Origin of the sequence: Sphingosinicella terrae (assembly GCF_003347635.1) — a bacterium.
Taxonomy (GTDB): Bacteria; Pseudomonadota; Alphaproteobacteria; order Sphingomonadales; family Sphingomonadaceae; genus Allosphingosinicella; species Allosphingosinicella terrae.
Map to the genome: position 1 here is coordinate 69937 of NZ_QDFY01000010.1, position 20392 is coordinate 90328.

A 20392-nucleotide genomic window follows, 5' to 3' on the forward strand; every position below is an offset into this window, starting at 1 on the left:
GCCGAAGGGGCAGCGAGAAGGGGAGAGCAGGCATGTGGCGCAATTACGTGACGGTCGGGATCCGCGCGCTGGCGAAGAGCCGCACCTATGCCTTCATCAACATCTTCGGCCTCGCCATGGGCATGACCGCTTGCCTGATGATCCTGCTCTACGTCCGCTATGAGCTGAGCTACGACCGCTGGATTCCGGGCTCGGACCGGATCCACCAGGTCCAGAGCTGGTACAAGTCGCAGGAGACCGGCCAGGAAGCGCAGCTCCAGATGACTCCCTACATCTCGGGTAAGTCGATCCGGGACAGCTTCCCGCAGATCGAATCCGAGGTCTACGTCTCCAACAACAATCCGGTCTTCTCGAGGGACGGCCAAGCCACCTCGACCGAAGACTATCTCTGGGTCGACGGCAATTTCCTCGACGTCGTGCCGCTGCCCATGGTCCGCGGCGACGCCTCCGCCCTCGGCCAGGTCAATTCGGCGGTGCTCACCCAGTCCGAGGCGCGGCGGCGGTTCGGCACCGACGACGTGATCGGTCAGACGATGACCCTGATCACCCGCGGCGTCGCCCGGGACTTTCGGATCACCGGGATCCTCCAGGATCTGCCCCGCAACTCGCATTTCCGGATCAACAGCCTGATCCGCATCGATTATCCGGCCTATCTGGGCGACACGCCGGATGTCCTCACCTGCTGGGGCTGCCAGAATGGCTGGGTCTATGTGAAGCTGCGGCCCGGCGCCGACGCCGGAGCGATCGAGGCCGGCCTGCCGGCGTGGGAAGATCGCGCGATCCCCGACGAGACCGCCGGCGAAGCGCGCTTCAACGCCGGCGACGATCAGGACTGGCACATCGTCAACCTCGAGGACGTGCATCTCGGCCGTGCCCAGGGCGGCGCCATGTCGCCGGGCAACGACCGCACCACAATCATCACTTTCGCCATCGTCGCTTTGCTCATCCTCGGCATGGCCGTCGTCAATTTCACCAACCTCGCCACGGCCCGAGCCAGCCAGCGCGCGCGCGAGGTCGCACTCCGCAAGGCTCTCGGCGCGACCCGGCGGCAGCTGGTCATGCAGTTCGTCGGGGAGTCGATCATCGTCGCGGTGGTCGCCATGCTGATCGCGCTCGCTTTGCTCGAACTGCTCGTGCCGCCCTTCGCGTCCTTTCTCGAGGCGGATCTCCAGGTCGCCTATCTCGGTGCGGACGGCATCGGATTGCCCGTGCTCGGCCTCGTGCTTGTGGTCGGGATCTTGGGCGGCCTCTATCCCGCCTTCTTCCTCTCTCGCTTCGAGCCCGCGTCGGTGCTCAAGGCGAACAAATCCTCGTCTGAAACGCCCGGCACCGGCCGTCTGCGCAGCGCCCTCGTCGTGGCCCAGTTCGCGGTGTCGATAGGGCTCATCATCTGCACCGCCATCATCTATGGCCAGACCGTCTATGCCCGCACCGTCGATCCGGGCTTCCGCCGCGATCACATCCTGCAGGTGGACGAACTCTCCCGCTACCAGCTCCTCGACAAGGGCGAGATGCTGGCCGAGCGGATGCGCCGCGTGCCGGGCGTCGAAGCGGCCGGACTGACCACCATCGGCGTCGCCACCGACAATCAGAACAATACCGGCGTCATGGTGCCGGGTCGGCCGGACCCGGTGACGATCGGCATCTACCAGGTGGATGAGGGTTTCCTGGGAGCGATGGGGATGGAGTTGGTCGCCGGCCGCTGGTTCGACGCCGCGCGTCCGATGGACGACATGACCTTGCCCTACCCGCCGGAACCGGCGTCGCAGCGCGCGCTGGCCGCCCGTGGCGGCAACATCGTGATCAACGAGCTCGCCGCCCGCCGCCTCGGCTTCGAGGATCCGGCGCGCGCGGTGGGGCGCACCTTCCGCGCCGGATTGATCCAGAACGAGCTCGGCCTGGTGCCGGTCACCGTCATCGGCGTCGTCCGTGACGCCCGCTTCCGCTCGGTGCGCCAGCCGATGGACCCGATCATGTTCCAGAATACGAACACCGGTCACAGCAACATCATCGTCCGCTTCAACGGCGATCCCGCTCAGGTGAGGGCAGGGATCGAACGCGTCTGGAAGGGCGTCACCACCGAGGTGCCGTTCGAGGCGGAGTTCAGCGACGGCATCATGGCCGAGCTCTACGAGGCGGAGGATGCCCGCGCGCAGACCTTCGCCGCCTTCGCCATGCTGGCGATCGTCGTCGCCTGTCTGGGCCTGTTCGGCTTGGCTGCCTTCACCGCCGAGCGACGGACCAAGGAGATCGGCATCCGCAAGGTGCTCGGCGCGCGCACCCGCGACATCGTCCGGCTGCTCGCCTGGCAATTCTCGAAACCGATCATTGTCGCCAACCTCATTGCCTGGCCAGTGGCCTGGTGGATGATGCGCGACTGGCTTAACAATTTCGACGCGCGGATCGATCTCGGCCCGGCACCTTTCGTGCTCGCCGGGCTGATCGCCTTGGCGATCGCGATCGGCACCATCGCCACCCACGCCATCCGGGTCGCGCGGGCCAATCCGATCCACGCTTTGCGCTACGAGTGAGGGGCCGGCCATGTGGCGCAACTATCTGATCGTCGGATTCCGGGCGCTGACCCGCAACCGCACCTACGCCTTCATCAACATCTTCGGCCTCTCGCTCGGGCTCGCCGCGTGCCTGATGCTGCTCATCTATGTCCGCTACGAGACGAGCTATGATCGCTGGCTGCCGGATGCCGAGCGAATTTATCAGGTTCAGTCGATCAGCACCTCGGAAGACAATGCCGAGCCGGTGGCGCAGCAGGGGACGCACGGCGTCATCACCGAGAGCCTGGCCGCCGATTTCCCGCAGATCGAGGCGATCGCCCGGGCGGAGGGCTTCAACACGGTGTTCCTGCGCGATGGCCAGCCGAGCTTCGTCGAGATGCACCTGACCGAGGACAGTTTCTTCCGGATCCTCGCTCTTCCGTTCCTGCGCGGGGATCCGGCGACCGCGCTCGCCGGCATGGACAGTCTGGTGCTGAGCCGCACCGAGGCGATGAACCGCTTCGGCAGCCTCGACATCGTCGGCCGGACGGTGACGGCGATCCGCGGCGGCCAGCAATATAGCCTGCGCGTGACCGGCATCTTCGAGGACATTCCCCGCAACAGCCATATGGGATTCCGCGCGATCGGTCGGATCAGCGAGGCGGAGAAGGCCGATTGCGGGTGGAGCTGCATCAACGGCTACGTCTATCTCAAGCTTCGGCCCGGCGCGGATGCCGAGGCGATCAACGGCCACCTCCACGCCTGGGAGCGGCGCAATATCCCGCCGGTCGATGTCGGCGGCCGCCAGGTGAGCGAGGGCGACCTGTTCGACTGGCGACTGGTCAATGTCCGCGACGTCCATCTCAGCGGGGCCGAGGGGGAGCTGGAGCGGCCTGGAAACGACCGGCGGACGATCCTCACCTTCAGCGTAGTGGCCCTGCTCATCCTGGCCATGGCCTCGATCAACTTCGTCAATCTCGCCACCGCGCGCGCCAGCCAACGCGCCCGCGAGGTCGCGCTGCGCAAGGTCCTCGGCGCTCGGCGCAAGCAGCTCGTCGCCCAGTTCCTCGGCGAATCGCTCTTGATCACCGGCTTGGCCACCCTGATCGCGCTCGCTCTGGTCGAGGTCGGCCTGCCCTGGCTCGGCGTCTTCCTGGATGCCGACCTCGAACTGGTCTATCTCGGCCCGGACGGGGTCCTGCTGCCGGTGATCGCCATGTTCCTCCTCGTCGGCCTCGCCGGCGGACTCTACCCGGCCTTCTATCTGTCCCGTTACCAGCCGGCTTTGATCTTGAAGGCGAACAAATCGACGGCGGAGCCGCTCGGCAGCGGCCGGTTGCGCAGCCTGCTTGTGGTGGGTCAGTTCGCGGTGTCGATCGGGCTCATCATCTGCACCATCGTCGTCTATTCGCAGACCCGGTTCGCCCAGACCACCGACCTCGGCTTCGAGCGGGCCGGCCTCATCCAGATCGCCAACATGAACCGGACCGAGGTCATTCCGCAGACCGAGACGCTCCTGCGCCGCATCGCCGCCATCGACGGGGTCGAGAGCGCTGCCGGCGCCAGCATCACCGTCGCCACCGGCAACACCACCAACACCAATGCCCTGGTGCCCGGGCGGTCCGATCCGCTGTTGCTCGGCAACTACAGCGTCCATCCCGACTTCTTCCGGACCATGGGTGTGCCGTTGCTCGCAGGCCGGACGCTGTCGCCGGCGCAGGCGCGCGACCGGCTCGACCTTCCCTGGGGGCCTGACGCCGATCCGGAGCCGGCGATGCGCCTGCTGGTCGATCGCGGGCTCAATATCGTCGTCAACCGGCTCGCGGCCGAACAGATGGGCTTTGCCGATCCGCAGGCGGCGATCGGCCGCCAACTCCGGCTCGACGTCTTTCCCGACGAGATCGGATTGCTTCCGGCGACGATCGTCGGCGTCGTCGAGAATAGCCGCTTCCGGTCGGTGAGGGAGTCGGTCGAGCCCAGCCTGTTCTACGATCGCGGCATCTATCGTGGAATGGTCGTTCGCTATCGTTCGTCGAACCCTGAGGCCGTCCGGCAGAGCATCGCGCGCCTGTGGCGCAGCACGGTGCCAGACGTGCCCTTCGAGGGGGAATATGCCGATGACCAGCTGGCCGAGCTCTACGCGACGGATGCCGCCCGCGGCCAGGCCTTTGCCGGCTTCGCGGCGCTCGCCGTGGTGATCGCCTGCCTCGGCCTGTTCGGCCTCGCCGCCTTCACCGCCGAGCGGCGCACTCGCGAGATCGGGATCCGGAAGGTGTTCGGCGCCCGTTCGGCGGACATCGTCCGCCTGCTCGCCTGGCAATTCTCGAAGCCGGTGATCGTCGCGAACCTGATCGCGTGGCCGGTCGCCTGGTGGGTCATGCGCGACTGGCTCAACGGCTTCGACGCGCGCATCGACCTGGGCGTCGGCCCGTTCCTCTTCGCCGGCCTCCTCGCCCTCGCCATCGCCGTAGGCACGGTCGCCAGCCACGCTTTGCGCATTTCCCGGACCAACCCGATCAAGGCTCTCAGGTACGAATAGGATATCCGATGTTCGAACAGCTTCTCCCCTCCCTCACCACCCTCGGCGTCACCGCCATGGTCTGCGGCGCCGGCCTTCACGCCTGGCATGGCTGGCTCGGCCTTCGCCGTCTTGAGCTGGGCCAGGAGCCGAGGCGGCAGCCCGCCGAAGAGGATGTCGGCATGCGGATCGAAATGGCCGCGATGCGCGAACGCGTGAAGAAGCTCGAGGCGATCGCCAGCGGGGTGGAGTTGTAGGGTTTGGGCCCTGGCAAAGGCGCTCTTGCCTCGCCGCGACGGAAGTGGGACGCACGGGCTTCCACCGGTAATTCCCATCCCCGGCTGAGGAGACAGGATGCGCGTTCTGCTGATCGGCGCAACCGGCCTGATCGGATCGGCCGTCGCGGCGCGGCTCCGTGCCGACGGTCACGCGGTGACCGGAATCGCCCGGCGGCTCGACAGCCTTGCCCGGCGGGTTCCGGTCGATCGCTGGCTCCTGCTCGACCTGCGCGATCTGCTCCGGGCGGAAGACTGGCTTCCCCACCTCGCCGGGGTCGAAGCGGTGGTGAATTGCGCGGGCGTCCTGCAGGACAGCGGACGCGATTCGACGGGTCGGGTCCATGACCAGGCGCCCTCCGCCTTGTGGGCGGCTTGCGCCCGGGCGGGAGTGAGGCGCGTCATCCATTTCTCGGCGATAGGCGTCGACCGCGGCGGCCTCAGCGCCTTTTCCGATAGCAAGGCCCGGGGCGATGCCGCTCTGCAGGCGAGCGGGCTCGACTGGGTAATCCTCCGGCCGTCGGTCGTGGTCGGCCCCGCCGCTTATGGCGGCAGCGCGCTGTTCCGCGGCCTTGCCTCGCTCCCCATCCTCCCCCGCATCCCCGAAGCCGGGCCGATCGACGTGGTCCAGCTCGACGACGTGGCGGAGACGGTGAGCCGGCTGCTCGAACCGGCGGCGGCGTCGCGTGTGGCACTCGAGCTCGCCGGGCCGGAACGGCTGACCTTCGGCGAAGTGGTCGCCGCCTATCGGCACTGGCTTGGCTGGCCGCCCGCCCGCGAAATCTCGGTCCCGCGATTCGTCCTGGGACTGGGATGGCGGCTCGGCGACCTCGCCGGCCGGCTGGGGTGGCGCCCGCCGGTCCGGAGCACCGGCCGCCGCGAGATCGTGCGCGGCGCGACCGGCGATCCGCGCGCGTGGATCGAGGCGACGGGGATTCGGCCGCAGGCCCTCGGCGCCGCCTTGGCCGCCGCTCCGGCCTCGGTCCAGGAGCGCTGGTTCGCGCGGCTCTATCTGCTGAAGCCGGTGGCGATCGGCACCTTCGCCTTGTTCTGGCTGATGACCGGCCTCGTCTCGCTCGGTCCCGGCTGGGCCCATGCCGTCAGCGTGATGGAGATGACGGTGGCCGCGCCCTTCGCCGAGCTCACCGTCGTCGCCGGCGCGCTGATCGATCTCGTCGTCGGTGCCGCCATGCTCTATCGCCGCACCACGAAGCCGGCGCTGATCGCCGCGCTCGGCGTGTCGCTGCTCTATTTGCTGCTCGGCAGCTGGCTGCTGCCGCCCTTGTGGGCGGACTCGCTCGGGCCGATGATGAAGGTCTGGCCGATTCTCGCCCTCAACCTGGTCTGCCTGGCGATACTGGACGAGAGATGATCGAATATCTGATCCTCAAATGGCTGCACGTCATCGGCTCGACCATTCTGCTGGGCACCGGTGCCGGGATCGCCTTCTTCATGTTGATGGCCCACCGCACCGGCGATCCTGCCGCGGTGGCCGCCACGGCGCGCATCGTCGTCATCGCCGATTTCGTCTTCACCGCCACGGCGGTGGTCGCGCAGCCGGTCACCGGTATCCTGCTCGTGCGCAGCGTCGGCTATTCGTTCGCCGAGGGCTGGATTCTGGCCTCGATCGCGCTCTACCTGTTCACCGGGGCTTTCTGGTTGCCGGTGGTTTGGATGCAGGTTCGAATGCGCGATCTGGCGACGGCGGCGGTGGCGGCGGGAGCGCCGTTGCCGGCCGCCTATCATCGCCTCTACCGGCTCTGGTTCGCCTTCGGCTTTCCCGCCTTCTTCGCGGTCCTCGCCATTTTCTGGCTGATGATCGCCCGTCCGGAGATCAACTGGTGAGGCTGTCCTCGCGTCTCGTCGTCGGCGCGGTCGCCGGCTTCGTCGGCACCATGGCGATGACCGGCGCGATGCGGAAGCTTCACGCCCGTCTCCCGGGCAAGGAGCGCTACCCGCTCACCCCGCGCGAGATCATCGATTCCGCCGGGGTGGGCGAGGACGAGGCTGCACGGGACCTCACCCTCGTCGCGCATTTCCTCTACGGCGCCGCCTGCGGCGCGTTGCTGGCGGCGGCGAGCGAGCGGCCCGGAAAGGCGAGCGGCGCCGCCGCCGGCGCGGCGATCTGGGTCGCGAGCTATATGGGCTGGATCCCGGCGGTGAGCCTGCTCAAGCCCGCCACCGATCATCCGGCGCGGCGGAACGCGCTGATGATCGGCGCGCATCTGGTCTGGGGCAGCGCCACCGCCACGGCGATCTGCGAGCTTGTCGATGCGCGCGAGACGATCTTCGCCGCCGGGCCCGATCGCGATGCACCGCTGTCGCGGCGGGCCTCGGTGGCGCCCGTCGTCAATCCACCTTCGGGCTGACTGCGGGCGGATCGCTCGCGGGGAAGCTCTCGTCGACCGATTCGTCGATCTTGTCCCAATCCTTCGGCGGGTCTCGCATGGCGTCCGCGCCGGCCGAACGGGCGCTTCCGGAATGACCGACCGGGCCCGGCGCCGTCTTGCCGCGGGCATGGGCGGCCGCTGGCCGCTCGTCTTCCTCGCGCCCCCACCAGCGCCGCGCGAATAGCGCGCCGGCCAGTCCGGCGACGGCGGCGCCGGCGGCCGCGAAATAGGTCCGGTTTCGATTCCAGGGCATGGTCACACCTCTTCGTGCTTCAGCGTCGCCGGCTCGGCCGGGCCGAGCCCGCCGCTTTCGGCCTGCGCCATCAGTTCCGCCTTGCGCGCGGCGAGCTGCTCGCCGAGCGCCTCCAAGTCGATATCCGCGGCGCGGGTCTGCTGGAAGAGGTTGTCGCGCTGCTTTTCCTCTTCCTTGACGTGATGCTCGATCAGCTCCTTCAGCACCTTCACCTTGGCGTCGTAATAGCTCTCGTCCGGCTCCGCCGCCTCGAGCTCGTTGACCAGCAGCTTGGCGCTGTCATGCTCGACATAGGCCTCGTCGAGATCCCCGTCCTCCACCTTGCCGCGCACCGCCGGGTAATAGATCTCCTCCTCGATCATCGTATGCACCTTCAATTCGGTGCAGATCTGGCGGACGATCCTCTCCTTCGCGCCGTCGCCGCTCGCTTTCTCGAACTGCTCGAACAGATCTTCCACCTTCCGGTGATCGGCTGCCAGTAATTGCAGCCCGTCCAGCTTGTCTGCGCTCGCCACTCTTCATCTCCTGATTGCGGGGGTGGAACAATCGGAGCAAGGCGCCGGTTCCGCGGTTAGGCGCAGACGAGGATCAAGAATTGAACGATACCGAGACTCTCTCGCCGGTGCTCCCGGACGCGATCGAGGAAGCGACGCGACGTCTGCTGTCGAAGGCGTGCGAGCGCGACATCGCCTTCGCGACGGCAGAGAGCTGCACCGGCGGCATGCTCGCCTCCATGCTGACCGACGTGCAGGGGGTCGCCCATTCGTTCGACCGCGGCTTCGTCACCTATAGCGAGGCGGCCAAGACCGACCTGCTTGGCGTTCCTGCGGCGCTCATTGCCGAGAAGGGCGCGGTGTCGCGCGAGGTCGCCCTTGCCATGGCCGAAGGCGCCCTTGCACGCTCCGATGCCAATATTGCCCTGGCGATCACCGGCTTCGCCGACAGCGGCGACGAGCCGGGCCTCGTCCACTTTGCCTGCGCCCGCGCCGGTCGTAAGACGGCGCACCGGGAGGAGCATTTCGGGCCCATCGGGCGTGGCGCCACCCGGATCGAATGCATGCGGGTGGCGGTCGAGATGATGACGGAGATGCTGTGATGGCGGAGGGCCAGGATGTTCCAGGCACGCGCAAGGCGCCGTTCGGCGCCATCCACCGCCACGGCTTCGTCCGGGTCGCCGCGGCGACGCCTGTCGCCTCGGCGGGCGACGTCGCCCTCAACGTCGATCAGACGATGGCCCTCGCCCGCCAGGCAGACGAGCGCGGCATCGACATCCTCGTCTTCCCGGAGCTCAACATCAGCTCCTATTCCGTCGACGATCTCTTCCTCCAGGACGCCTTCCTCGACGAGGTCGAGCGCGGAATCGCCCGCATCGCCGCGGAAACGGCTTCGCTCGCGCCGGTCCTGGTCGTCGGCGCCCCGCTCAGGCGCAACGGCCGCCTCTACAATTGCGGCCTCGCTCTCTCGCGCGGCCGAATCCTCGGCGTGGTGCCGAAAAGCTTCCTTCCCAATTACCGCGAATATTACGAGAAGCGCTGGTTCGCGCAGGGGATCGGCCTCGAGGGACTGAAGATGGAGGTGGCCGGGCAGGGGGTGCCGTTCGGCCCCGACCTGATCTTCGCCGCCGACGATCTTCCCGACTTCGTCTTCCACATCGAGATATGCGAGGATTATTGGGCGCCGCAGCCGCCCTCGACGGTCGGCGCGCTCGCCGGCGCGACCATCCTCTGCAATCTCTCAGCGTCCAACATCACGATCGGCAAGGCGGACGAGCGCAAGTTGCTCTGCGCCAGCCAGGCGAGCCGCTGCCTCGCCGCCTACATCTTCTCCGCCGCCGGGCCGGGCGAGAGCACCACCGACCTCGCCTGGGACGGCCAGGGTTCGATCTACGAGCTGGGCGATTTGCTGTGCGAATCGTCGCGCTTCTCGTGCGAGCCGGAATTGTGCGTCGCCGATGTCGACGTCCAGCGGCTGCGGCTCGAGCGGATGCGCAACGCCACCTTCAACGACAATGCGCTCGCCGCCGGCCATCCCGAGAAAAGGGTGCGCGTGGTCCGCTTCGAGCATCAGCCGAGCTTCGCCGACATCGGCTTCGCGCGCCGGCTGCGCCGCTTTCCCTACGTGCCCAATCGCCGCGAGCAGCTCGATTTGGATTGCTACGAGGCGTTCAACATCCAGGTGCAGGGGCTCGCCCGCCGCTTCCAGGCGACCAGCGGCACCCATCTCGTCATCGGCGTCTCCGGCGGCCTCGATTCGACCCACGCTTTGATCGTCGCCGCCAAGACCTGCGACTATCTCGGCCTGCCGCGCTCGACCATCCTCGGCTTCACCATGCCCGGCTTCGCCACCGGCGAGGAGACCAAGGGCAATGCCTGGAAGCTGATGGACGCCTTGGGCATCGTCGGCGAGGAGATCGACATCCGTCCCGCCGCCCGCCAGATGCTCGGCGATATGGGCCACCCCTTCGCCAAGGGCGAGGCGGTCTACGACGTCACCTTCGAGAATGTGCAGGCGGGCCTGCGCACCGACTACCTCTTCCGCCTCGCCAACCAGCGCGGCGGCTTCGTCGTCGGCACCGGCGATCTGTCGGAGATCGCCTTGGGGTGGTCGACCTACGGCGTCGGCGACCAGATGAGCCATTATGGCGTCAATGCCGGCGTGCCCAAGACGCTGATCCAGTATCTGATCCGCTGGGCGATCGCCTCGAACCAGTTCGATGAGACGACCGACACGGTGCTCCAGGCGATCCTTGAAACCAAGATCTCGCCCGAATTGGTGCCGGCGGACGACAAGAGCGGCATGCAGAGCACCGAGGAGCGGATCGGCCCCTACGAGCTGCACGATTTCTTCCTGTTCCACACCCTTCGCAGCGGCCAGCCGCCGTCGAAGGTCGCCTTCATGGCCTGGCAGGCGTGGAAGGACGCCAAGGCGGGCCTGTGGCCGATCGACTATCCCGAAGGGCTCAAGCGCGAATACGACCTCGCCACCATCCGCAAATGGCTCGAGGTCTTCCTCTTCCGCTTCTTCCAGATCAGCCAGTTCAAGCGCTCGGCGATTCCCAACTCGCCCAAGGTCTCGGCCGGCGGCGCGCTGAGCCCCCGCGGCGACTGGCGCGCGCCGAGCGACGGCACGGCAGGCCCATGGCTCGAGGAACTGAAGCGCGCGTTCGAGGAGTGACGCGTTCTGCGCTTCGCGAGGACCCGGCCTTCATCCTCGACGCGTTCGAGAAGGAGCAGATTATCCAGGCGAAGCCGTTCATCGGTCGCTGACGCGTCGGCCGGCGGAGCTTGCGCGCGACGTCGATCGATGGTCGCCGGGCCTCCGCTGAAAGGGCCAGGGCCGCTGCCTCTTCGCGGAATGCCGCCACACTTGTTACTCCTCCGGCCCGCGCGTTCGCGCCTATCCCGCTCACCACCGCCTCGACCGACGGCCTTCGGGCGTGAGCGGCAAGATGAGGAGGATTCGACATCATGACCAGATCGGCAGCAAACGGAGGGCCCGGTGGAGGCCCCGCCATGCAAACACCCGCCATCGTCCCTCCCTCGGAATGGGAAGCGGCGCGCGCGCAGTTGCTCGTCAAGGAGAAGGCGCTGACCCGCGCCCGCGACGCTCTCGCCGCCGAGCGCCGACGGATGCCGTGGATGGAGGTGCGCACGGATTATGTCTTCGCCGGCCCGGCAGGCAAGGCGAGCCTGCTCGATCTTTTCGACGGCCGGCGCCAGCTGATCGTGTACCGCGCCTTCTTCGAGCCGGGCGTGTTCGGCTGGCCCGAACATGGCTGCCGCGGTTGTTCGATGGTCGCGGACCAGGTGGCGCATCCGGCACATCTGAACGCGCGCGATACCAGCCTCGTCTTCGTCTCTCGCGCGCCGCAGGCGGACATCGCGCGGCTGAAGGCGCGGATGGCCTGGACGATGCCCTGGTTCACCCTCACCGACCGCTTCGACGCCGATTTCGGCGTGGACGAGTGGCACGGCACCAACGTCTTCTTCCGCGACGGCGACCGCGTGTTCCGGACCTACTTCGTCGACAAGCGCGGCGACGAGCAGATGGGAGGTACCTGGAACTATCTCGACATCACCCCGCTGGGCCGCCAGGAAACCTGGGAAGACTCGCCCGCCGGCTATCCGCAGACCCCGCCTTACAAATGGTGGAACTGGCACGATTCCTATGTCGCCGATGCCGTGCCCGACGAGAAATGGGTCGAGGTTTCGGATGCCGGCGAAAAGGCGATGCGTGAGGGCGCTGCGGAAATCGGCCGGTGAGCCAGGGCGCCTTGGGGACAATTCTGCACGTCCGAGCCGGAACGCCGAACCAGACTGCCACCCCCTGGATGTGGTGACCCCAACGGGACTCGAACCCGTGTTTTCGCCGTGAAAGGGCGACGTCCTAGACCGCTAGACGATGGGGCCGTGAAGCGAGGCCGCGACTTAAGCGCTGCCTCCGATGCGGTCAAGGCGCGGGGATTGCGCTAGAACCCCAGCCCCTTCGTCCGCGTCGGCATCCGCGCCAGCATGTTGTGCGAGGCGAGATAGAGCGTCGATCCGTCGCCGCCGCCGAAGGTGCAATTGGCGACCGCGGTGCCGGTGCGGATCAGGCCCAGCCGGCGCCCGTCGGGCGAGAAGACGATGACCCCCCCAGGCCCGGTTGCGAACAGATTCCCCTCGACGTCGATCGCCATGCCGTCGGGAAGGCCGGGATTGGCCTCGCCGACTTGTGCCGTGGCGTCGGCGAAGAGGCGGCGGCTGGCGACGTTGCCGCTTTCGTCCAGCGCGTAGGCGACCCAGATCGCGCGTTCGGGATCGGAATTGGCGACGTAGAGCGTGCGCTCGTCCGGCGACAGCAGGATGCCGTTGGGCCGGCTGAGCTCGGCGTCGATCAGCGTCACGCTGCCGTCGGGGGCCAGCCGGTAGACGCCGTTATGCGGCTGCTCCTTGAGCGGCGACTCGTCGAGTCCCGCCAGGCCGTAAGGCGGATCGGTGAAGTAGATCGCTCCATTGCGCGCGCGGACGAGGTCGTTGGGCGAGCTGAACCGCCGGTCCTGATACTGCGTTGCCAGCAGCCTCTTCTCCCTCGTCGTCAGATCGAGGCTGGCGATGGCGCGATTGCCGTGATCGGCGAGGAGGATCGTCCCCTCGTTTCCCCGGATAAGGCCGTTCGCGCCGGGTTCGCGGAAGGCCGAGAGGTCGCCGCCCGCAAGTCCCGAGGGCTCGAGGAAGACCGAGGCGCCGTCCGCCTCCGACCAGCGATGCATGCGGTTGCCGGGGACGTCGGTGAACAACAGATAGCCGTCGTCGCCGCCGATCCAGACCGGTCCCTCCGCCCAGGCAAAGCCCTCGGCGAGCTTCTCGATTTCGGCACCCGGCGCGATCAGCGCGTCGAGCGCCGGTGCCTCGCGCACGACCTCGCCGATCTTCGCCCGCGGGGTCGAGGCGGCGGCGGTGCAGGCGCCCAGGATCAAGGCGGTCGCCATCAGCAAGGTCTTCATCCGATCACCTCCTCCTCGATCCGTGTCTCGATCGCCGCCGCCGGCCGGTCGCTCGTCCCATGGCCTTCGATCCGGAAGGCCCCGCGGCGGCGTATGTCGGCCGACGAGGCGCCGACCATCAACTGGATTTCGCCCGCTTCGATCCGCCAGCCCGCTTCGTGCCAGACGGCGAACTGGGCCGGATCGAGCGTGAAGCGGATCCGCCTCGCCTCGCCCGGCCGGAGCGAGACCCGTCGAAAGCCGCGCAATTCCTGGATGGGGCGCGAGACGCTGGCGACCGGGTCGCGGGCATAAAGCTGGACGACCTCGTCGGCCGGCCGGGTCCCGGCATTGCGGACGGTGACGCTGACCGTGACCTGCTCGCTTGGCCCTACGCGTTCGCGGTCGATCGCCAGCTCGCCATAGTCGAACCGCGAATAGCTGAGGCCGTGACCGAACGGGAAGAGCGGCGTGATCGGGAGGTCGCCGTAGCGGACGGTGTCCCGTGTGGGGTCCGGATCGGCAGGGCGGCCGCTCGGCAGGCGGTTGTAAGTGAAGGGAACGGCGCCGCTGCGGCGCGGAAAGCTGACCGGCAGACGCCCGCCGGGGGAGGACCGGCCGATCAGGACGTCCGCGATCGCCGGTCCGGCCTCGACGCCCAGGAACCAGGTTTCGAGGATGGCAGGGGCCCGCTCGGCCAGCCGGTCGATGGCGAGGGGCCGCCCGTTCATCAGCAGGACGACCACCGGCTTGCCGGTATCGAGCAAGGCGTCGGCGAGCGCCTGTTGCGCGCCCGGAAGGCCGAGATCGGACCGGCTGCGCGCCTCGCCGCTATGGTCGAAATCCTCGCCGACGACGAGGAGGACGAGGTCGGCGTCCCGGGCGGCCTCGACGGCGGCGCCGATTCCGGAGGTGTCGTCGCTGCGCGGGGAGGCGCCGGCCCGGTAGGTCAGCTCGGTGCTCGCGGGCAGGGCTGCCCGCAGCGCCGGCAGCAGCGGCCGGACGTCCTCGGCGCGGCCGAGCGCCCGCCACGAGCCGAGCTGGCTGTTGGCATCGTCCGCCAGCGCGCCGGCGACGAGGATCCGGCGCGCATTTCCGGCCAGGGGCAGCAGCTCGCCTTCGTTCTTGAGCAGGACGATCGATCGCCGGGCCGCCTCGGCCGCGGCTTCGCGATGCGCCGGCGACAGCAGGGTGGCGGTCTCCCGCGCCGGATCGGCGCCGCGATAGGGATCGTCGAACAGGCCGAGCCGCTCCTTGGCCGCGAGCACCCGCCGCACCGCCTCGTCCAGGCGCGCCATCAGCGCCGGATCGCGCGCCGCCGCCGCGGCGAGCTCCCCGGAATAAAGCTGGCTCGCCATGTCGATGTCGATTCCAGCGGACAGCGCCCGCACCGCCGCCTCGGCGCCGTCCGCGGCGACGCCGTGCGGAACCAGCTCGGCGACACCCATCCAGTCGCTGACGACCGGGCCGTGCCAGCCCCAAAGATCGCGCAAGGTGCCGCGAAGCAGCGCTTCATGGGCATGCATCGGCACGCCGCCGACGGTGTTGAACGCGGCCATGAACGTGCCTGCCCCGGCGCGGGCGGCGGCGTGGAAAGGGGGGAGATAGACCTCCTCGAGGCTGCGCCGGCTGATGTCGGCCGAATCATAATCCCGCCCGCCGATCGCGGCGCCGTAGGCGGCGAAATGCTTGGCCGTCGCCATGATCGTCCCGGGCGCGGAGAGGCTTTCGCCCTGATAGCCGCGCACCTGGGCGACGGCCATGACCGAGCCGAGATAGGGATCTTCGCCGGCGCCCTCGACGATCCGGCCCCAGCGCGGGTCAGGTGCGATGTCGACCATCGGCGAGAAGGTCCAGTGGACGCCGGCGGCGTGGCTCTCCGCCGCCGCGACCTCGGCTGCCCGCTGCGGAACGGCGGGATCGAAGCTCCCCGCCATGGCGAGCGGCACCGGGAAGATGGTGCGATAGCCGTGGATGACGTCGAGGCCGTAGAGGAGCGGAATCCCGAGCCGCGATTCCTCGACGGCGATGCGCTGGAGGTTTCGCGTCGCCTCGGCCCCGGCGACGTTCAGCAGCGATCCGATCTCGCCGCGGCGGACCCGTTCGCGCAGGGCGTCGTCGATCCGGCTGTTCACCGCTTTCTGGCGCCCGCCGGCGATCTGGTTGAGCTGGCCGACCTTTTCGGCGGCCGTCATCCGCGACATCAGCCGCTCGATCCTCGGCGAGGTCTGCGCCGTCTCGGCCTGCCCTGCGACGGCGAGGCACAAAGCCGCCGACAGCGCTGTCATCCACTTGCCGATCACGTCGCGCCTCCCCTAGTCTTCGCGAATTGCCGGATGAGCGGGCCGGCTTTGCCGTTGCTCCCGCGTCACGATCTTTAGAAACGAAGAATCGCTCCGCCGCAAGTGACGCGTACGTCAGCCGTTCGGGGCCGTCATTGTCTGTGTCAGGGCGGGCTGTGGCCTGCTGCGATTTTCAATCGGCCCAGGCGGCGTCCTCGAGATGGAGCTCGGCCGCGACATTGCCGCCATATTCGTCGCGGCGCACCCGGCCGGCCAGCCACAGCTTGCGGTGGGGCGGCGCGGCGAGGATCGCCTCGCCGAGCGGAGTGTCCGCCATTCTGAAGGCGATCGCCTTGATCCGGCGGCCGTCGTCTCCGGCAGCGATCAGCCGAAGATGGCCGTTGCCGACGATGTCCGCCTTGACGATTCCCACCGGGCCGGCGGCGATCCGCGGCGCTGGCCAGCCGGCGCCATAGGGGCCGCCGGAATCCAGGGCGTCGCACAGGTCGGGGCAGACTCCCCGCGGCGCCACCAGGGCGTCGAGAGTGAGGGCGCGGTCGTCACGACTGCGGGCGACGTCCTCCGCCAGTCGCGCGTCGAGGAATTCCGCGAGCGCCTCGATCCGGCCCGGCGCTACGGTCAGCCCGGCCGCCATGGCGTGGCCGCCGCCGGCGACGAGCAGGCCGCTATCCTTGGCCGCGAGCACGGCGGCGCCGAGGTCGACTCCGGAGATGGATCGGCCGGAGCCCTTGCCGACGCCGTCCTCGTCGAGGGCAATGACGATGGCGGGCTTGTGCAGCCGCTCCTTCAGCCGGCCGGCAACGATCCCGATCACCCCGGGATGCCAGCCCAATGCGGCGACGGTGACGACGGCACGGTTCCCCTGCGCGGCGCACAGCCCCTCGGCGGCTTCGCACACCAGCGCCTCGATCGCGCGGCGTTCCTCGTTGAGCCGGTCCAGCTCGGCGGCGATCGCCTCCGCCTCGGCGGGATCCTCGGTGACGAGCAGCCGTACGCCCAGATCCGATTTGCCGACGCGGCCGCCGGCATTGATCCGGGGCCCGAGCGCGAAGCCGAGATCGGTGCAGGTCGGCGCCCGGGTCAGCCGGGCGGCATCGGCGAGAGCGGCGAGGCCGATATTCCGGCGTTGCGCCATCACCTTGAGCCCCTGGGTGACGAAGGCGCGGTTGAGCCCCTTGAGCTGGGCGACGTCGGCGACCGTGCCGAGCGCGACGAGATCCAGAAGCTCGATCAGCTTCGGCTCGTCGCGCCGCGCGAAGAAGCCGCGGCCGCGCAGGGTTCGCAGCAGCGCAGCGCCGAGGAGGAAGGCGACGCCGACGGCGGCGAGGTGCCCGTGCGCAGCCGCTCCGGCTTCCTCGTCGAGACGGTTCGGATTGACGATGGCGAGGCCGGCCGGAAGGCGGCTGGCGCATTTGTGATGGTCGATCACGATGACGTCGACACCGGCCGCCTTCGCCATGTCCAGCGCCTCGAACGCCTGGGCGCCGCAATCGACGGTGACGATGAGGCGAGCGCCGCCCTGTGCGATCCGGACCAGCGCCTCGCCGGACGGGCCATAGCCCTCCATCAGCCGATCAGGGATGTAGGTGCCCGGGTCGGATCCGACCTGGCGCAGCAGCCGCACGAGCAGCGCCGCGGAGGTGGCGCCGTCGACGTCATAGTCGCCGAAGATGGTGACCGGCTCGCGCGCCTCGACGGCGTCGGCGAGCCGTTCGGCGGCCTTGTCCATGTCGCGGAAGCCCGACGGATCGGGCATGAAGGCGCGCAGCGTCGGCCGCCGGTGCCGCTCGAGATCGTCGCGCGGCACGCCGCGGCCGAGCAAGAGCTGATCGACGAGCGCGTCCGGCTGGAATCCCGCATCTCCATCGCCGGCCCCGCGCCAGCGCCACGGCTGGCCTAGGATCGATCGCGATACGCCGCAGACGAAGGACGGGCTCATGAGCATGTCGCTACTCTAGGCGATCGACCGCCCCGCGTGAATCCCCCGCCCGCGCATTAACCGTGCTTCTTACTTATGCCTTTACCGCCGCGGGTGGATGGTGGCCTGGGGAATTGGTTGTGGAGCCCTCCCATGCGCAGCTTCGTCCTTCCGATCTGCCTGATCGTCGCCTTCGCTGACATGGCGGCGGCGGTCCAGCCGGCATTGGTGCCCGATCCGGGCCGAACCGTATCGCTGGAGCTGCGGGAGGACGATCAGCTCGTCGCCGCGGAACGGCTGACGGTCCGGGCCGGTCGGCCGGCGGCGCTCAGCGCCGGCGCCTTTGCGCTCCGGCTTCGCATGGATCCGATCGCCCCCGGCACGGGCCAAAGCGGAGCCTATATGGTCCGCTCCACCCTCTACCGGGCCGGCAGCGGCGCCTTGCTCGGCTCGCCCGCGCTTCGGGTGGAGACGGGCGAGCCGGCGCATCTGCGCTTCCGCGGCAGCGACGGCAGCGATCTCGAGCTGGCGGTGACGGTGCAGTAAGCGCAGCGGGAGCCGCGCGAGGGAAGCCCTTAGTCCTGACCGCCCGGCTCGCGCCGGTGCTCGCCGCGCACCCAGCGGACGGTTCCGGTGCTGGCCCGCATTACGACGCTTTCGGTCGTGATCGCATTCTTCCGCCGCTTCACGCCTTCCAGCAGCGTTCCGTCGGTGACGCCGGTGGCGGCGAAGATGACGTCGCCTTGGGCGAGCTCCTCGAGGCTGTAGATCCGGTTGAGGTCGGTGACGCCCCATTTCGCGGCGCGGGCACGCTCGTCGTCGTTGCGGAAGACGAGCCGGCCCTGGAACTGCCCGCCGACGCAGCGCAGGGCCGCCGCCGCCAGCACGCCTTCGGGCGCGCCGCCCTGGCCCATATAGACGTCGATGGTGGTGTCGGGATCGGTGACCGCGATGACGCCGGCGACGTCGCCGTCGGGAATAAGGTTGATGCCGCAGCCGAGGCCGCGCAGCTCGGCGATCAGCGCCGCATGGCGGGGACGGTCGAGGACGCAGACGATGATCTCCGACGGATCCACGCCCTTCGCCTTGGCGATCGACCGGATATTCTCGGAAGCGGAGCGCGACAGGTCGATCGTTCCCTCGGGATAGCCCGGCCCGATGGCGAGCTTCTCCATATAGACGTCGGGCGCGTTGAGCAGGCCGCCTTCCTCGGCGATGGCAAGCACGGCGAGCGCGTTGGCGCCGGCCTTGGCGGTGATCGTGGTCCCCTCGAGCGGATCGAGCGCGATATCGATGCGCGGCGCGTTTGGATCGTCGCGGCGGGCGCCGACCTTCTCGCCGATATAGAGCATCGGTGCCTCGTCGCGCTCGCCCTCGCCAATGACGATCGTGCCGTCGAGATCGAGCTCGTTGAGCGCGTTGCGCATCGCCTCCACCGCCGCATGGTCGGCGGCGCGCTCGTCGCCGCGGCCGACCAGGTTCGAGGCCGCCACGGCCGCCGCCTCGGTGACGCGAACCATCTCCAGCACCAGCAGTCGGTCGAGAACGTGGCTTCCCTTCATCATGATTCCTGTCATCCTTCCTGGCGGGGAGTGTGTGGGCCGAGCGGATAGGCGAGCGTCATGACAAAGTCGAGAATGGCGATCCCCGCTTTGATCGCGGTCTGGGCCGTGCCGGCCCCCGCCCAGTCGAGCCTCGTCGAGCAGAGGATCGAGGCGCAGCGCTCCGCCATGCGCGAGGCGCTGCGTCTCGACTGTCCGCCGGCGAGCGAGGCCGGCGACGAGGAGGAGATCGTCGTCTGCGGCCGCCGCGACGACACTCGCCGCTATCGGGTCGAGCCCATCGTCTCGGCCTCGCCGCAGGGAGCCGATCGCGCCGGCGGCGAGCAGCGTGCCGCGCTGGCGGTCGATTCGAGCCGCTGCACTCCGGTCGGCCGCGACCAGCAATGCACGTCGGGCCTCAACGTGATCGGCATCGGCGTCGCCCTGGCGCGCGCGGTCGGGCAGGCGCTGGCCAATCGCGACTAGGCGTCCGCCGCCGGCACGACCGCTTTCGCGGGCAGGTTGAACAGCCCGGCGAAGCGGGCGGCGAAGCCGCGGTCGCCTGTCACCGCCAGTCCCGCTTCGGCTTCGAGCGCCGCGAGCGGGACGCCGCCATAGACGAAGGCGGCGACGGCGGGCGCGGGCCCGGTGAAGACGACGTCCGCCTGCGCGGTATCGCCCCGGCCCGCTTCCAGCCGGCCGTCCGCCACCCGCGCCACCAGAGTCTCGTTGCCGATCCGGAAGCCCGCGGTTCCGTTCATCGCCTGCGCGCGCGCCGCATCGAACATCGTCCGGAAGGAAAGCATCAGCGAGGTGCCGCTGAGCTGGAGCGATGGATCGTGGGCCGGGGATCGCGCCGCCCACCGGCCCAGCTCCTGGATGATCGGCTCGGCCTCGTAGCCCCAATCGGTCAGCTCGTAGACCTGGGTCGAGGCCGGCGGCGGCAGCCGGCGGCGCACCACGATTCCGGACGCTTCGAGTCCCTCCAGCCGCTGGGTCAGAACGTTGGCGCTGATCCCCGGCAGGTCGGCGCGGATGTCACTGAACCGTTTCGGCCCGAGCATAAGCTCGCGAATCACGAGCAAGGCCCAACGCTCGCCGACTAGGTCGAGCGCGTGGGCGGTGCCGCAGGCGTCGTCATAGCGCCGACGGGAGGCTGTGGACGAATCAGTTATTTTATCTAACTCCATAGTTGCTTTTCATAACTCAAAGGCGCATCAGCGTCAAACCCGATTCGC

At 68.8% G+C, this 20392-nt stretch carries 18 protein-coding genes and 1 tRNA gene; 11 read left to right on the top strand and 8 right to left on the bottom strand.

What is annotated here, in order from left to right; genetic code table 11:
* Positions 1 to 32 precede the first annotated feature (32 nt).
* The 6 genes from DDE10_RS17325 to DDE10_RS17350 all read left to right on the top strand — a co-directional run bounded on the left by DDE10_RS17325 (position 33) and on the right by DDE10_RS17350 (position 7654).
* Positions 33 to 2531, top strand: a complete 2499-nt coding sequence (locus tag DDE10_RS17325; RefSeq protein WP_114954047.1) for an ABC transporter permease — start codon at positions 33 to 35, stop codon at positions 2529 to 2531.
* A 10-nt stretch (positions 2532 to 2541) separates the two neighbouring features.
* A complete protein-coding gene (locus tag DDE10_RS17330; RefSeq protein WP_114954048.1) occupies positions 2542 to 5031 on the top strand; it encodes an ABC transporter permease in 2490 nt (829 codons plus the stop codon).
* Between the two features lie 8 nt (positions 5032 to 5039).
* Positions 5040 to 5267, top strand: coding sequence for a hypothetical protein (locus tag DDE10_RS17335; protein ID WP_114954049.1), 228 nt, complete (start codon positions 5040 to 5042; stop codon positions 5265 to 5267).
* 97 nt (positions 5268 to 5364) lie between these two features.
* The gene (locus tag DDE10_RS17340) at positions 5365 to 6657 is read left to right on the top strand and encodes an SDR family oxidoreductase (RefSeq protein ID WP_114954050.1); all 1293 of its coding nucleotides are present in this window, start codon (positions 5365 to 5367) and stop codon (positions 6655 to 6657) included.
* Positions 6654 to 7130, top strand: a complete 477-nt coding sequence (locus DDE10_RS17345) for a DUF2269 family protein (protein WP_284734735.1) — start codon at positions 6654 to 6656, stop codon at positions 7128 to 7130. Before DDE10_RS17340 ends, DDE10_RS17345 begins: the two co-directional genes overlap by 4 nt.
* Positions 7127 to 7654 (top strand): hypothetical protein, encoded by a 528-nt coding sequence (locus DDE10_RS17350; protein ID WP_114954051.1) that lies wholly within the window; start codon positions 7127 to 7129, stop codon positions 7652 to 7654. The genes DDE10_RS17345 and DDE10_RS17350 overlap by 4 nt, the downstream gene beginning before the upstream one ends.
* Here DDE10_RS17350 and DDE10_RS17355 read toward each other — a convergent pair.
* Both DDE10_RS17355 and DDE10_RS17360 read right to left on the bottom strand, forming a co-directional pair.
* Positions 7635 to 7928: a hypothetical protein gene (locus DDE10_RS17355; protein WP_114954052.1), complete on the bottom strand. Its 294-nt coding sequence runs from the start codon at positions 7926 to 7928 to the stop codon at positions 7635 to 7637. The two genes, DDE10_RS17350 and DDE10_RS17355, sit on opposite strands and share 20 nt — an antisense overlap.
* A gap of 2 nt (positions 7929 to 7930) precedes the next feature.
* Positions 7931 to 8443: a hemerythrin domain-containing protein gene (locus DDE10_RS17360; protein ID WP_114954053.1), complete on the bottom strand. Its 513-nt coding sequence runs from the start codon at positions 8441 to 8443 to the stop codon at positions 7931 to 7933.
* Between the two features lie 80 nt (positions 8444 to 8523).
* On the opposite strand from DDE10_RS17360, the gene DDE10_RS17365 reads away from it, so the two are divergent.
* From DDE10_RS17365 to DDE10_RS17375, 3 genes are all read left to right on the top strand, one after another.
* Positions 8524 to 9024, top strand: a complete 501-nt coding sequence (locus tag DDE10_RS17365; RefSeq protein ID WP_114954054.1) for a CinA family protein — start codon at positions 8524 to 8526, stop codon at positions 9022 to 9024.
* Entirely contained in the window at positions 9024 to 11102 is a 2079-nt protein-coding gene (locus DDE10_RS17370; RefSeq protein ID WP_114954055.1) for an NAD(+) synthase, read from the top strand. Before DDE10_RS17365 ends, DDE10_RS17370 begins: the two co-directional genes overlap by 1 nt.
* A 338-nt stretch (positions 11103 to 11440) precedes the next feature.
* Positions 11441 to 12190: a DUF899 domain-containing protein gene (locus DDE10_RS17375; protein ID WP_284734736.1), complete on the top strand. Its 750-nt coding sequence runs from the start codon at positions 11441 to 11443 to the stop codon at positions 12188 to 12190.
* Between the two features lie 71 nt (positions 12191 to 12261).
* On the opposite strand, the gene DDE10_RS17380 is transcribed toward DDE10_RS17375, so the two are convergent.
* The 4 genes from DDE10_RS17380 to recJ form a co-directional block, all read right to left on the bottom strand.
* Positions 12262 to 12337 (bottom strand) — tRNA-Glu (locus DDE10_RS17380).
* 59 nt (positions 12338 to 12396) lie between these two features.
* Positions 12397 to 13413 (bottom strand): SMP-30/gluconolactonase/LRE family protein, encoded by a 1017-nt coding sequence (locus tag DDE10_RS17385; protein WP_114954057.1) that lies wholly within the window; start codon positions 13411 to 13413, stop codon positions 12397 to 12399.
* The gene (locus DDE10_RS17390; protein WP_284734737.1) at positions 13410 to 15695 is read right to left on the bottom strand and encodes a glycoside hydrolase family 3 N-terminal domain-containing protein; all 2286 of its coding nucleotides are present in this window, start codon (positions 15693 to 15695) and stop codon (positions 13410 to 13412) included. The genes DDE10_RS17385 and DDE10_RS17390 overlap by 4 nt, the downstream gene beginning before the upstream one ends.
* Before the next feature lie 172 nt (positions 15696 to 15867).
* A complete protein-coding gene (gene recJ / locus DDE10_RS17395; protein WP_114954134.1) occupies positions 15868 to 17634 on the bottom strand; it encodes a single-stranded-DNA-specific exonuclease RecJ in 1767 nt (588 codons plus the stop codon).
* A 132-nt stretch (positions 17635 to 17766) separates the two neighbouring features.
* On the opposite strand from recJ, the gene DDE10_RS17400 reads away from it, so the two are divergent.
* Positions 17767 to 18159, top strand: a complete 393-nt coding sequence (locus tag DDE10_RS17400) for a hypothetical protein (RefSeq protein ID WP_114954058.1) — start codon at positions 17767 to 17769, stop codon at positions 18157 to 18159.
* 29 nt (positions 18160 to 18188) lie between these two features.
* Here the strand turns inward: DDE10_RS17400 and glpX are convergent, their stop codons facing one another.
* Positions 18189 to 19178 (bottom strand): class II fructose-bisphosphatase, encoded by a 990-nt coding sequence (gene glpX, locus DDE10_RS17405; RefSeq protein ID WP_114954059.1) that lies wholly within the window; start codon positions 19176 to 19178, stop codon positions 18189 to 18191.
* 57 nt (positions 19179 to 19235) lie between these two features.
* On the opposite strand from glpX, the gene DDE10_RS17410 reads away from it, so the two are divergent.
* Complete coding sequence (locus tag DDE10_RS17410; protein ID WP_162806701.1) at positions 19236 to 19640, top strand: hypothetical protein; 405 nt, start codon at positions 19236 to 19238, stop codon at positions 19638 to 19640.
* Here the strand turns inward: DDE10_RS17410 and DDE10_RS17415 are convergent.
* Complete coding sequence (locus DDE10_RS17415; RefSeq protein WP_114954061.1) at positions 19637 to 20344, bottom strand: winged helix-turn-helix transcriptional regulator; 708 nt, start codon at positions 20342 to 20344, stop codon at positions 19637 to 19639. The two genes, DDE10_RS17410 and DDE10_RS17415, sit on opposite strands and share 4 nt — an antisense overlap.
* Positions 20345 to 20392: the final 48 nt, after the last annotated feature.